Here is a 14249-nt window from a genome sequence, read left to right on the forward strand (position 1 = left end):
AGTTGCGCATTGTTTACTGAGAATCATTCGCTAACAAATGATAATAAATTATCTATAGTTCATTTTTGCTGTGAGTCGATTAAAAAAGCCCGGAAAAAAACGCTTAATAGTCGGTGCTAAACCACTTATTCCTTCACCAATAACGACCTCATCTTTCTCGGCTTCAATGGCTTTGATCATTTTTGCAGCCGCTTTTGCCACATCCATGCCGTTTTCGATTGATTGTTCTGGTTTATTTTGCGGCTTACCTTGGCCATCTAACGAATTATGCGCAATCGCTGTTTTAATTGAACCCGGGCAAATAGTCAGGCAATTCACATTTTTATCGGCTAATTCTGCTCTTAAGCAATCCATAAAGCCAACAACCGCATATTTAGAGCCCGAATAACCAGTTCTGAACTTTGAACCGACTTTACCCGCCACACTGCTAATTGAGACCACCATGCCCATACCTTGGTTAACCATCTGGGGTACGACCGCCTTGGTTAAGGCAATTAAACCAAAGTAGTTTACTTCCATCAGTTGGCGATACACAGTGAATTCATTTTCTAAAAATAAACTGCGCTGCGACACTCCACCGTTATTGATAAGCACATCAATGCGGCCAATTCGCTCAATCACTGCGGGCATATCTTCAAGTAAGGCTTCAGGTTTCGCCAAATCAAGAGCGACCACGTGATGATTGCCACCGAGCCGTTTATTCAGCTTATTGAGCTTATCTTCATTGCGGGCAGACAGTATTAGCGTTGCCCCTTTAGCTGCTAGTTGCTCACAAAGTGCCTCACCAATCCCAGAAGATGCCCCTGTAACCCAAACTGTTTTGCCATTTAATTGCATGTGTGTTCCTTATTATTGTTGTTATGCTTTGTTAGGCCCTGCATGTTGTTCAATATGATCAGCAATATCTTTATAAAAACCAAGCATAATCAAGAACTCTGCTAATACAAATAACGGCCCTATGACCAAACCAATTAAATCATCAACAAAGGCTGGCTTTTTACCTTCAAAATAGTGACCAATAAACTGAAACACCCAACCAACAACGAAACTGCCAATGCTCACAGCTAGCCATAACTCTGTTGAAAGCGACACCACAGGCTCAGCAGCAATGCTTAACAAACTTAAGCAAACAGCCATAATTAACCCCATAGATAAGCTAAGCATTAAGTAATAAAGACAGGTGAGTACAATCACCATGGTTGCTAAAGAGATGACAGCAGGCTCTGAGATAAGCGTGACGCGTTGTAATAAACAAGTAATTGCAAACACAATTAATGGAATGCCAATAAAGTGAGTGTAAATATTGCGTTTAGAACGGTGATAGAGGGCGTAATTTGTCAGTTGTTGTTTTAATGTTTTCATTGTTTTTCCTGCCAAAACTGTGTTCAAAATTCAGATTAGCAGAAAATTCACCAACAAGAATGTCAACTAGCCGACATTTTAAGTTGCTAGCTTAAACTCACACATTAAACCAGCGCATCAATATCTTTGCCTTTTTCAGCTTCTGGTCGCATATCCATGCGTTCGCGACCTTTTTGATACTCTTCATCGAGCATCGCTTGCAGCTCATTCATTTTTTCTTGCAGTGCTTTAGTATCGGCACCTTGTTGTTGCATTTGTTCAGCAAGCTTCTCTATTTGCGCTTTTATTTCATCAATTTTCTCTTTATCAACCCCGAGTCGCTGATAAACCAAAGCTTCTTGTGCCTGCGCTAAAAAAGAGCTGGGCTCAGGCTGCTTTTGTAAAAGTTGTTGTGCTGAAGATGTAGGCGTATGTATGGCTTTCACACCCTCAGTGCGAGCCGTTTGCGACAGCTTAGCTGTAGCCGAAGGGTTATATTGATTATGAAATGTAATTGCCACAAGTTGTCTTCCATTTAAGCTTGATTACAACCTTGTAGCAATTTTAGTTCCAAGCTAGCATTGAGATTGCAATTTATCGATATCAATAATCTCAATCGTTTGATATTTAAGATTAATAATTGAATCAGCTTGCAGAGATTGTAAAATTTGGTTAATGGTTTGCCGTGTTAAATAGGTCATATCGGCAAGTTGTTGCTGGGTAAGCGGCAAACAACTTTGGAGTGACGACTGATAAAGCATGCACAACCGCTTACTCACCTTTTGCTTTGCTGTAAGGAGTGCGTGATCTTCTAATGAGTCAAACAGGTTTCGCACTTTGTTGGTAAGCAGCAGACCAAAATCATGCCAATAAGCAGGATGCTCTTGTAATAACTGAGTTAATGCCCGCTCAGGTACGTGTAAAAGTCGTACCGCAGTTTGAGCATACACATCGTGGGTGCGCTTACCACCATCAAACAGAGCAACTTCACCAAACCACATAGCACTGGTTACAAAACTGAGCACGGCTTCTTTGCCTTGGCTATTAACCCCAGAAACTCTAAGCACGCCATTAATAACACAATACAGACCGGTATTTTCATCACCACGCAAAAACAATGCATCACCCGCATTTAAGGTGATTAATTTAGCATTTTTTACTAGCTTGTCCCTAAATAATTGTGTGCGATTTTTAAACCATTTGTCTTGGTTAATTACCGAAAGGTCTTGTTCATTCAAGTGTTTATCCTTTACATTGTTGTAGTGTGCATATATCCAAGCCACCTCAAAATGCAGAATTCAGCGTTTCACAGGTTATTTGGATATCTAAATAATAAAAGGATACGGGATGTTAAACAAACTACTTTCGACCAGCCTACTTCTCAGTGCTATTTCTACACCTGCATTTGCTAGTGATATTAATACTGAACTTAAATCTGCCAATAAAAGCGTCAGCGAAAAAGTCATTAAATGGCGCCGTCATTTACACCAATACCCAGAGCTTAGTAACCGTGAGTTTGAAACAGCCAAATACGTGGCTAAGCATTTACGTTCGTTAGGCCTTGAGGTTCAAACAGGTGTGGCTCATACCGGTGTGGTTGCCAAACTTAAAGGGGGCAAAAAAGGTCCGCTCATTGCGCTACGTGCAGATATGGATGCACTACCTGTAAAAGAGCAAGTAGACTTACCTTTCGCGTCAACTCAAACAACAGAGTACAAAGGCAATACCGTTGGCGTAATGCATGCCTGTGGTCATGATAACCATGTGGCTATTTTAATGGCAGCCGCTGAGTCTTTAGTAAAAATTAAAGACCAACTAGCGGGTGATATTCTGTTTGTCTTCCAACCTGCTGAAGAAGGTGCTCCTGATGGCGAAGAAGGTGGTGCTGAGCTGATGCTTAAAGAAGGCTTATTTAAAGAAAAGCCAGAAGCCGTATTTGGTTTACACGTAACCAGCTCACTTAATACCGGACAAATTGGTTTTCGTGAAGGGCCGCTAATGGCCAGCGCCGACAAATTTACAATCACAGTAAAAGGTCGCCAAACTCACGGCTCACGTCCTTGGAATGGGGTTGACCCAATTGTGGCGTCATCACAAATTATTATGGCAACACAAACCATTGCCTCACGCCAAGTTGATGTAACCAAAGCGCCTTCTGTGGTTTCATTTGGTGCCATTAACGGCGGTGTGCGTAACAACATCATCCCTGATGAAGTTGAAATGGTTGGCACAATCCGTACCTTTGACCAAGAAATGCGTGCTGACATTAAAAAACGTTTAGCTAAAACCGCTGAGATGGTAGCTGAATCAGGTGGCGCAGAAGCCCATGTTCACATTGATCATGGTTACCCAGTAACAGTGAACGATGTTGAATTAACCAAGAAAATGACACCAACTCTTGCTGGTGTGGTTGGCAAAGAAAACCTGATCACAACGCCACTTATCACAGGTGCCGAAGACTTTAGTTACTACGCCTTAGAAACACCAGGCATGTTCTTTTTCTTAGGTGTTACACCAAAAGGTCAAGATGCAGTTACAGCACCTAGTAACCATTCACCACACTTTTTTGCAGACGAAAAAGCTTTACAGCTTGGCGTAAATGCAATGACGCAATTAGTGGTTGATTACCTAAAATAATAAAAATTTTCTTACCGGCGGGTGACATCACTACCCGCCCTATTTTCTTAGCTGTTCAGCATCAATAAAGTTCATTTTGCTAGGGTTAGATTACTATAAACAGGTAAGGAAACCCCATGACATCAGAATACTTTCATTTTTTAAGCATTATCGGTGTAGCGTTTTTTGCTATTTCTGGCACCTTGCTGGGCCATGAAAAAAGTGTCGGTGGTTTTGGTGTGGTGGTTGTTGCCACAGTCACAGCTCTGGGTGGTGGCACACTTCGAGACATATTGCTCAACAAACCAGTATTTTGGATAGCTCAGCCCGATTATTTGTACGCAACTTACATAGCCATATTCGCGTCTATTTTATCTATTCGTCACTTACCCGATTTAAGTAACACCACCATGCTATTAATGGATGCCGTAGGGATGGCTATTTTCAACATTATTGGTATCGAAAAGGCACTGATCGGCGGCGCAGATATGGTTGTAGCCATCACCATGGGTATGACCACAGGTATTTTTGGTGGCCTGATGCGTGATGTGATCTGCCGAGAAGTGCCTTTAGTAATGGGCGAAGAACTTTATTCAACCGCTTGCTTATCTGGCGGGTTAACTTACGCGGCTTTATTCACCCTTGAGGTGAGTTATATTTGGTGCATTCTTGGCGCATTTGCTGTGACGGTATGTTTAAGATTAGGCGCCATACACTTTGGCTGGCAACCTAACCTGTTTCGTAAAAGCAGCTTTAAACGCTCTTAGCAAGTCATATAAATACAGCCATCGAGTGGCATGTCCGCTGGATACTGGGTTTGTATAAAACCCAGTTTTTCATAGGCTGTTTTAGCAAGGGTATTGTGGCTATACACAAACAACGACAAACTATCGCAGTTCAATTGCTGTTTGCCCTGCTCTCCTAGTAAATTAATCAACACTTTTGCAAGACCTTTACCACGTTCACTTGGCGCGATAACTAGCCGCCCTAAATGGCAACGACCTTCACGTAAATAGAATTGACCAAACCCTAACATTTGGCCTTCGTCATTAATCAACGCGAAGGAATTCAGCGCATCTAGGTTTAAATCATTTTTAAAGCTTTGCGTATCAAATGGGTAATTAAAAAATGGCCCAGACCAAATACGCAGTTCAGCCTCTGAGTTAAACCAACCCATTAACTCGTTGAGTTGGTCACTCGTTACTTTAACTAGCCTCATGTTTTAACCTATCGTATAAACCTGATGCACGAGTAACAGATTTATTCATCGCCATAAGCAATACATTTTTATCGGCCACCAGCTCAAATGTGGTTTTCGCGCGGGTGATCCCCGTGTAAACCAATTGTCTGTTAATGCCCTGATTAGCCTGTTTTATTGGCGGTAAAATCATTGCTGTGTAAGCAAATTCAGAGCCTTGCGACTTATGAATTGTCATAGCATACACTTTATCGTGAGCAGGTAAACGTGCGGGCGAAAAGGCACGAATATTTTCTTGTTCATCAACAAACATGGCTTTTAACTGACCTTGCTCATCGTGCATTAAAATACCTATGTCGCCATTAAACAGTTTTAGCTGGTAGTCGTTTTGGCTGATCATAATTGGCATACCCACGTAATGCCTTTGATATGGCGAGATTAAACCTTGTTGAGCCAGTGCTTTTTCAATACGCTGATTAAGGCTATTTACACCGTAATCACCCTCTCTGACGGCAGCTAGCAACTGATAATGCGCAAATGCTTTATGCACACTGGCAACACTTGCCCCTTGCTGGATAAGCTGCAAATAATCGTGATATTGCAACGCCGCTTGTTGCACAAATTGCTCAATCGGTTTACTAATTACGCTGTAATTAAGTTTAAGGTCTTTAAAGCCACCTTGATTAATCGTTTGCTCAACGTAGCCCAGTAAGCCACTGTTATTGGTATTTACAGCTTGTGCTAGTTGACCAATGCCGCTGCTGCCATCAAAACGATAACTTTGCTGTAAAAACGCAATACAATCGTTAAGTACAAAATGACTGCTCGCCGCGGGTATTTCGCTCTGATTATTAAAACAAACGCGATTAAGCTGCGCTGCTCTTTCACTACTGTAATCAGGCATTTTGCCAAGCTCTAACCCTTGGCATAGGTCGCTAAGAATACTGCCCGTATCAACCGAGGCTAATTGGTCTTTATCACCCAGTAAAATAAGCCTTGCATGGCTTGGTAATGCCTCGATTAGTTTTGCCATAAGCGATAAATCTACCATCGATGCCTCATCAATGATCAGTACATCTAAATGCAGCGGATTACGCTTGTTATGGCGAAACTTATTGGTATGCGGAATAACGCCCAGTAAACGGTGAATCGTTTGCGCGCTTTCAGGAATAAGTGGCGCGATATAACCAGGGATCATACTAAGCTTTTGCTTTGCCCCTAAAATCGACTCGGTTAAACGCGCTGCCGCTTTACCTGTCGGTGCAACCAGCTTTATTGTTAGCGGTGCACTGGCATACAAAGATTGTAATATTGCTAGTAGCTTAGTTACTGTGGTGGTTTTACCGGTACCCGGGCCGCCAGTGATCACACTAAAGCCTTTTGTTGCGGCAATCGCACAGGCTACTTTTTGCCAGTTTAATGTTTTAATAGGATCGCTGGGGTTTGTTGTATGTTCACTATTAGGAAAATACACCTCAAGTAATGCCGTTAATTCGGCTTCATCAAGGGTGAGTTCTTTCGTTGCTAAATGATGTAAACGCGAAGCCAGTGTGGTTTCGTACTCTGCCAATCGGGCAAAGTAAAGTTTATTGGCAAACAATAGCAGTGGTTTGTCGTCCCCGACACACTCAGCATTCATTAGTTTATTAACAGCCTCATTCAGGCCAAATTCCATATCAAACGGGGTTAAAACCTCAGGGGCTGCAATGCTGGCATCAGCTAGGCTTTGCTCTCTTATTTCAAACGGGTTTTGCCAGTTTATATTCACCAGCTCTAAACAGCTGTGCTGACTTTGCTGCGCAGCCGCAAGTAATAAAATCAGGTAAAAAACCTCATTGTGCGCTGCATCGTTATTCTCTATCAACGATTGTGAACCGGCTACTGTTTCTGTACCTGTCAATAGCTCTGCGAGTTTCACATCAACTAAGCGAATACGTTTTGCCTCAAGTAAATAACTCAGTAATGGCTGCGTTTTAATCTCTTTGGCAGGCAACACTGAGTTACTCTCAGCATGTTGTGCTGGCTGCTGTGGTTGCTTATTAATTGGCTCGTTTTGCTCATGGTCATCAAAGCCGAATGTCATTTGACTCATAGCATGGCTCCTTGTGCGAATAAGCTATCAAGCTCAGTTATTTGCTGTTTAGTAAGCTGATTAAAGTACACCCCTTGCCCTTCGCTCATACCACGTAAGAAGGTGTAGTAAACACCGCCTAAATGCGTGTCGCTATCGTAATCATGAATACGTTGTTTTAATAAACGGTGCAATGCCACGGTATATATCAAATACTGCAAATGATACTGGTGACTGGTCATGGCTTGTTCTAGTTGCTCATGTTGGTAATCAGCCGCACTGTTACCTAAAAAGTTCGATTTATAATCAAGAATATAATACTTACCCTGCCAGCAAAATATTAAATCTATAAAGCCTTTTAGTAAGCCTTGTACCTCACTAAAATCAAGCTGCCCGGGTAAATTAAAGTGCTTTACCAACACTTGATTAAGCTTATCGCTTGAGAGTGACAACAGCGGTAAGTTAAATTCCATTTCGACCAAACAGGTATCAGGCTCAAGTACTGATAAACTAAGCCCTTTATCGTTTAATGGGCAATTCAGTGCAGCAAGGATCCACTGCTCGGTCATTTCCTGCCAACTATCGTCAATATGGTATTTTTCGAATAACGTTTTGATCACTTTATCTAGTGCGTGGTCGTCTTGCTCACTCGCTGGACGCTTTAACGCATAAGGGTCGGTAAAGTCTAATTGCTCAAATATTTCATGCAAACAACTACCTGGCTTTGCCCCTTTAGGGAAGCTGTACGGTGTTAAAGCATTGGCATTTTGGGCTAAAAACTCATCCTTTTCGTGATCTTCATCACTGCGACCAAGCTCAATATGATCAGTATGCTTTTTCAGCGTTAAGCTACTAAAGCTGGTTGAGCGCCAATCACGCTGAATGTCTGCTTTAACAGTATTAACTTGATAGGCTTGCTCACTGTCAGCGCCAGCAAATGTTAACTTTTCAAGCTCATCCGCTTCGCTAAACGCCTCATAGTACATGTGTGCAGAGCCTTCACAAAATGTTTGTAACAATGCGCGCCATTCATCGCCCGATTTAATCTCTAACCCTGCAAATAATACGTGGCCAATGCTGGTACTTTGAATACCAGGGCGAGCGCTACGACCTTGGGCAATGTTATACATACCCACAGAACAAAAATGCACGGCACGTGTCAATGCCACATAAAGTAAACGTAAATCTTCAGCTAAGCGCTCTTGCTCTGCTTTTTGCATTGCGTCGTCACTTTTAGCAAGGTCATAAATAAGCTTACCGTCTTTATGGTAAAGGGCTTCTTTGCTTTCACGGTAGCCACAGGCAAACGGCATGAATACAATCGGGTACTCTAAGCCTTTTGAGGCGTGCATAGTGACAATTTTCACCAAGTTAGCATCGCTTTCTAGGCGTACTTGCACCGCTTCACCATCTTGTTGACTGACTTTTTGTGCAAACCAACGCAGTAATCTGTGGGTGCCCTCAAGCTCAATTTGCTTTTGCTGCAAGATTTCCCCTAAATGACGGAAATCGGTGAGCCAGCGTTCAACGTTGTAGCCTAAGCCTTGCCAACGCGCTGCGAGCTGATTATGGCTTAATAAACGCTCGAGCATCGCCATAGCGCCTTGTTTATGCCAAATGTGGGCAAGTTGAGCAAAAAAGTTTAGATGTTCTTGCCATGCACTTTCATTTTCGTGAAGCTCATAAATACGGTTGTAGCTTAAACAAAACAATGGCCCAGCAAGCACACCACGCAGTAATGATTCATCATACTGTCCATGCAATGCCGTTAAAAAGTTCAGTAAATGATGACTAAGCTCTTGGTTAAACACACTGTCACGGGACAAATACACGCTGGCAATGGCGGCTTCTGCTAGTGCGTTTTTCATCAACTGTGCTTCGTTGCGGTCACGCACTAACACACAGATATCAGCGGCGGTGAGAGGCTTTCCTGCAATGGTTGCAGCGCCTGCATTAGCTTGCTTGAGTAGCTCAGTAATTTTTTTCGTATACTGCAAAGCCAGTGCCTGTTGAGCCACCCCTTTGCTGGTTGGCTTGTTGTTGGCTTCGGCGTACTCATCAACAAAAACCGAAAATTCAAACGCACTGGGCATTTCACCGTTTATTAAAAACGCTTTGTCTTGCTGTTTTCCTTTGGCATTGACCTTTTGAAATGGAATCGCATCGTTGTAAATAAAGCTATTAGCATTTTTAGCAAATAAGCGGTTTACGCTATCAACAACCCCTTCACTTGAGCGGTAGTTGGTATCTAGGGTGTATTGCTTGTCATCTGAAACGGCTTGTTTTGCGCCAATATAAGTAAAAATATCTGCACCACGGAAGCCATAAATAGCCTGTTTTGGATCACCTATCATGGCAAGCGTGGTGTTTTTAATGCCATAAATGCGGCTAAAAATGCCATATTGAACTGGGTCGGTATCTTGGAATTCGTCAATCATGGCAACCGGAAACAAAGCGGCAATTTTTTCACTTAATGCTTGGCCTTGCTCACTTAAAAGCGCCTGATGCAAGTTACTCAGTAAATCATCTGGAGTAATAACGCCTTGCTCTTGCTTGCGTTTAGCTAATGCATTTGCCACCCATTTAGCTGCGTATTGAACTATCGCAATATTCAATCCGTTATTGATAAGGCTACTGAGTTTAGCCATTTCATCAAACTGAGCCAGCATTTCGTGACTGAGTAAGCTACCGTTTTTCTTATAATTTGCAGGGTCGCTTAAATTCTCTGTGCTCCACACTTCAAACGAGTATTTATTGGTACCAAATACAAAAAACAACTCGTCATTGCTTAAGTATTCTTCAAGCGCTGCAAGGCTGTTTTTTCGCCCTGGGGTTTTTGAACCACTTAAATCTGATGCTTTTACAGCATTAATAAACTCACTCTCACGGCACGCCGTTTTAAATGCCGGTACTTTTGCCACAAAGTTGTCGCGCGCTTGCCATATATCGTCAAGGTCGTACTCAGGGGTAATTGTTGCCCCTTGTTTATTGAGTAAACTCACTACCTGTGAATACAGTGACGCCGGCACTGGGAAAATATCGGTAATTGCTTGCGTTCGCTCTTTTGATTGTGGGTAAACAAAGGCACGCCAAAAGTCATTAAGGGTTTCTTGAATAAGCTCACGCTCATCTAAAATAAACTCTAAGTTAAACGCCACCCCTGACTCAAAAGCATGTTGTTTCAGCATTCGCTGACAAAAGCCATGAATGGTGAATATAGCGGCTTCATCCATCGACTTTGCTGCAGCGTCTAGCAAATCAAATGCGGCGTGTTTGTCAGTTACCTCGTTAATTACTTGTTCAATCAGCTCATCATCTGGCTTTTTACCAAGCAGTGCATCTCTGGTATTGATTATACGCGCCCGTACACGGTCTTTAATTTCTTGAGTTGCAGCCTCAGTAAAGGTCACCACCAGTATTTGCTCAACACTCAGCGGCGTATTTAATTGTTGATCTTCCCCGGTCGCTTTTTGTAAGCCCAACAAATACCGTAAATACAAACCTGTGATTGTATAGGTTTTACCTGTACCGGCACTGGCTTCAATAAGGCTTTGCCCACACAGCGCCATACTCATTGGATTAAGCGTTTGCATGATCTGCCTCCTGTGCTAATTCAACAATTGGCGATAACAGCAGCTCGCTCCATTTTATAAACTCTTCTTCACAGTCTTTAAGGCTTTTTATGGTTAAGCGAATGTATGGGTTTTCACCTTCACCCATGCCTATGTATTGCGGCGTGAATTTATTGTTTGCTTTGACCATGTCTTTATCTGTTTTTATGTACTCGTAACCACTGACCGGAAAAAACGCCACTGGGCGAGTTAAAAGCGTTTCATAAAGCAAAAACCAATCATTTAAATAGCTGCGGGCATCGTCTTCTGACAAGGGGGAAAAACTAATTTGCTTGTCTAAACCAAGAATAAGGGTTTCAACAGGTTGGCCCATTATTTGCGCCGCTAAATGATGCACAAAGCCGCGAATAACATCTTTTGCTTTAATACTGGCGGTGCGATAGAACACCTGTTTTTGACCATAAATATGATTTAACCAACCTTCTAAAGTGGTGTTGGCTATTTTAATATTTACTTCAACGGGTAATGCTTCATCACCTTGAATATGCGCTTTTACTTGCCCAGCAAGCGCATCAACTCGGTGCTGCATACTTTCAAATACAAGTTCGCCAACATGGGCTTGGGGTAATTCACCGCGCTGCATTATTTGCGCTTTGTTAAGCGGTAGCTCTTGAATGCTAGCTTCGAGAATTTCGTCAAGGTAAAAGTAGCGGCGTAATGCATCTAAACTAAATGGCTCTTCATCTTTAGCGATATCGTTAAATTGCGGTAAGCGTAAACCCAAACTTTGCTGATAAAAGCTCTCGTGCGGCTGGCAAATACTGCGAATAAACTGAGTTAACTCAACACTGTTTTCTGGCTGAACACTTAGCGCTTGCTGTGGCTCAGGATTAACAGCTTGAGTTGGCATCCACACAGGGTTATAGCTGTGTAATTGTGTGGCTAACGGTTTGTTTGCTTTTTGCTCGTCATCAGCTTGGCTTTTTTTACCTTCTTTGTTAGTGGTCAGATAATAAGCTGGGTTAAATGGCTGTAAGTGCTGATAATTAATCAGCGCCTCTGGTAGCTTTAAGTGAGTGTCTTGATCAGCAAACTCAAAGCTACGGGCTATGTATTCCAAAAGCTCACTCACTAAAGTCGAGGGCATTCTTGGTTGGTTATCAAAGCAAGAACGGCCAATATAACTGATGTATAAATTCTCACGGGCACTTAAAATCGCTTCTAAAAACAGGTAACGGTCGTCGAGCTTACGAGAGCGGTCGCCTTTTTGGCGTTTTGAGAAAGGCACTAAGTCAAAACCAATTGGCTGAACGGTACGCGGGTAATCTGCATCATTTAAACCTAGCATGCACACCACTTTAAATGGCACCGCACGCATTGGCATCAACGTACAAAAGTTAACTTGCCCCACTAAAAAGCGCTGTCCTACGCCTTTTTCTTGAATACCTTGTTTTACAAGGTAACTAACAATGCGCTGCGAAACAGCTTGTTGGTAATCGCCATTGTCATAATGCTTAATCAGTGTATCGAGCACTTTTTGCAGCACTAATAAATCCCAGCTTTGTTCGCCTTCATCACTGTACACATCGTTTAATAATTCTTTTAGAATTTCTGCTTTTTCGTTAAGTGGTGCATCAGCTTGCAGCTTGGCTTTATAACGGGCCAGTACATCAATAAATTCAATTAGTTTATTTAAGGTATTTAATGCCATGCCCTCAACTTCATCGGCACTGTAAACCCCCGAAAACGGCAATTGTTCATCACGTTGCGCAACGCCAAGTAACAAGCGGTTTAGGCCATGTTGCCAAGTGTTTAAATCTATTGCGGGTAAGCCAAAACTGTCTTTGTGGGCGGCATCTAAGCCCCATTTAACGCCAACGCGTTCAAGCCAAAAACCAATTTGCTCATATTCATGGGCTTCGAGGTTAAACTTCTCGGCAATTTGTGTGACTTGCAGTAAATCAAGAATGTCAAACACACCAAAGCGTGAGTATGGTAAGTCAGCTAAACTAGCAAACGAACTAAGCACAGGTTTTTCTTGCTCTATGGCTAAATCGGCTAACGCATAAGGGATAAAGCGTCGTCCTTCTGCACCACCAAACACTGCCTCAATATACGGGCTGTATGTGCCAACATCCGGCATCATTACAATAATATCTTTTGGTGTTAGCGCTTTATTTTCATTGAATAAATTGAGTAAGTAATCATGTAGTCGTTCGACTTCGCGTAGTGGCGTGTGACAATCGCTCAGCACAATGCTGGTGTCATCAACCTGAATCGGCAATTTGCCTTCGTCATTAATAAACCATTCTTTATCAGGCGTTAGTGATTCACCCTTAAAAGCTAATTGGTAAATTTCAGACTGAATTTGCGATAGCAAGCTTTGATCAAACTCGTTATCGAATCCGTCAAGCCACTGCGCGTCTAGTTGTAGTAACTGCTCAAAATAGTCTCGGCCTAATTTACCCCACGACGATAGTAACGGGTTACCAATAAAAAAGTACTCGTGATCAGGGTTTTTAGCGCTGTCTTCAAGCGCTTGTAACTGCGGGCGTTTGGCATATTTAGCAGCAATTTTGGCTGCTGTTTTTTCATCGAGTGTGTCGCCCCAGTAATGTTCACTTGGGTTAAAGAAAAACAAAAACACCTGCGTTTTTTTCGCAATGGCCTGAAACACTTCAAGCTGGCTACTCGCAATTGCAGAAATACCAAATAAGCTAATACGCTCAGGTAATTGGCTTGCGTCCATTTTTTCAAGGGCTGCAAGGAGTTTGTCTTGCATATTGGCGCGGTGATATTGGCTTTGCCCTAGTTCTTTACTGTGCGCCACCAGCTTACGCCAGAGATCTGGCTGCCATGGCGCAATGCCCACATCAACATCATCAAGTTCATCGATGCCCTGCTCCCAAGTGGCAATCCAATTGGGGCGATACATTAAATATTGGTCATAAACGTCGGCAATTTTCTCGCACAAGGCAAAGGTTTTTTGCCCTTCACTGTCACCATCCAAATAGGTTTTCAGCGGTAAGTACAGCGGCTCATCAATGCAGTTTGGTAAAATAGCAAACAGCTTCCAAGCAAGGTTCGCTTTGTTATACGGTGATTCACTGGGTACATCTGGCAATAATTGTTGGTAAAGCTGCCATATAAAACTCGAAGGTAGCGGAAAATCAACCTGAGCGGCAATCCCTAAGTGTTCACTTAAACCTATTTTTAGCCACTGCGACATACCTGGTGACTGCACAAGCACAATTTCTTTTTTAAAGGGACTCGTTAATGGATTAACTTTAAGAAGAGCGTGAAACCGCGCTTGCAGTGCTTCCATGCGATTTGATTGAATTATATTCAGCACTTTACACTGTCCTTGCTTGAAACTAACTAATTGACACAGTGTAAGATATTTTAATTAGATGGGATAGAGAGAAATACCCGCAAACAAGGCTTATTCCAT

At 42.5% G+C, this 14249-nt stretch carries 10 protein-coding genes; 2 read left to right on the forward strand and 8 right to left on the reverse strand.

Annotated elements, in window-relative coordinates:
* Positions 1-48 precede the first annotated feature (48 nt).
* The 4 genes from WA256_RS12445 to WA256_RS12460 form a co-directional block, all read right to left on the reverse strand.
* Entirely contained in the window at positions 49-837 is a 789-nt protein-coding gene (locus WA256_RS12445; protein WP_063704783.1) for an SDR family oxidoreductase, read from the reverse strand.
* A 21-nt stretch (positions 838-858) separates the two neighbouring features.
* Positions 859-1362 carry an Mpo1 family 2-hydroxy fatty acid dioxygenase gene (locus WA256_RS12450; RefSeq protein WP_130166472.1) on the reverse strand — a complete coding sequence of 168 codons (504 nt, stop codon included), beginning with the start codon at positions 1360-1362 and terminating at the stop codon, positions 859-861.
* A 104-nt stretch (positions 1363-1466) separates the two neighbouring features.
* Positions 1467-1862: a hypothetical protein gene (locus tag WA256_RS12455; RefSeq protein WP_335991877.1), complete on the reverse strand. Its 396-nt coding sequence runs from the start codon at positions 1860-1862 to the stop codon at positions 1467-1469.
* Between the two features lie 54 nt (positions 1863-1916).
* Positions 1917-2579: a Crp/Fnr family transcriptional regulator gene (locus WA256_RS12460; RefSeq protein WP_130166474.1), complete on the reverse strand. Its 663-nt coding sequence runs from the start codon at positions 2577-2579 to the stop codon at positions 1917-1919.
* Positions 2580-2688: 109 nt separating this feature from the next.
* On the opposite strand from WA256_RS12460, the gene WA256_RS12465 reads away from it, so the two are divergent.
* Together WA256_RS12465 and WA256_RS12470 are read left to right on the forward strand one after the other, a co-directional pair.
* Positions 2689-3978 carry an amidohydrolase gene (locus WA256_RS12465; protein WP_055198688.1) on the forward strand — a complete coding sequence of 430 codons (1290 nt, stop codon included), beginning with the start codon at positions 2689-2691 and terminating at the stop codon, positions 3976-3978.
* Between the two features lie 116 nt (positions 3979-4094).
* Positions 4095-4724 carry a trimeric intracellular cation channel family protein gene (locus WA256_RS12470; RefSeq protein ID WP_062565213.1) on the forward strand — a complete coding sequence of 210 codons (630 nt, stop codon included), beginning with the start codon at positions 4095-4097 and terminating at the stop codon, positions 4722-4724.
* On the opposite strand, the gene WA256_RS12475 is transcribed toward WA256_RS12470, so the two are convergent.
* From WA256_RS12475 to recC, 4 genes are read right to left on the reverse strand one after another with little or no spacing between them, the layout of a single operon-like run.
* Positions 4721-5176 carry a GNAT family N-acetyltransferase gene (locus WA256_RS12475; protein ID WP_130166475.1) on the reverse strand — a complete coding sequence of 152 codons (456 nt, stop codon included), beginning with the start codon at positions 5174-5176 and terminating at the stop codon, positions 4721-4723. The genes WA256_RS12470 and WA256_RS12475 overlap by 4 nt on opposite strands.
* Positions 5163-7247, reverse strand: a complete 2085-nt coding sequence (recD, locus tag WA256_RS12480) for an exodeoxyribonuclease V subunit alpha (protein ID WP_240701466.1) — start codon at positions 7245-7247, stop codon at positions 5163-5165. The genes WA256_RS12475 and recD overlap by 14 nt, the downstream gene beginning before the upstream one ends.
* On the reverse strand, positions 7244-10819 hold the full coding sequence (recB, locus tag WA256_RS12485; RefSeq protein WP_335991889.1) for an exodeoxyribonuclease V subunit beta: 3576 nt from the start codon (positions 10817-10819) through the stop codon (positions 7244-7246). Before recB ends, recD begins: the two co-directional genes overlap by 4 nt.
* Positions 10806-14150 (reverse strand): exodeoxyribonuclease V subunit gamma, encoded by a 3345-nt coding sequence (gene recC / locus WA256_RS12490; protein WP_335991892.1) that lies wholly within the window; start codon positions 14148-14150, stop codon positions 10806-10808. The genes recB and recC overlap by 14 nt, the downstream gene beginning before the upstream one ends.
* Positions 14151-14249: the final 99 nt, after the last annotated feature.

The sequence above is a fragment of the Pseudoalteromonas sp. CH_XMU1449-3 genome (assembly GCF_037027245.1).
Lineage (GTDB): Bacteria > Pseudomonadota > Gammaproteobacteria > Enterobacterales > Alteromonadaceae > Pseudoalteromonas > Pseudoalteromonas shioyasakiensis.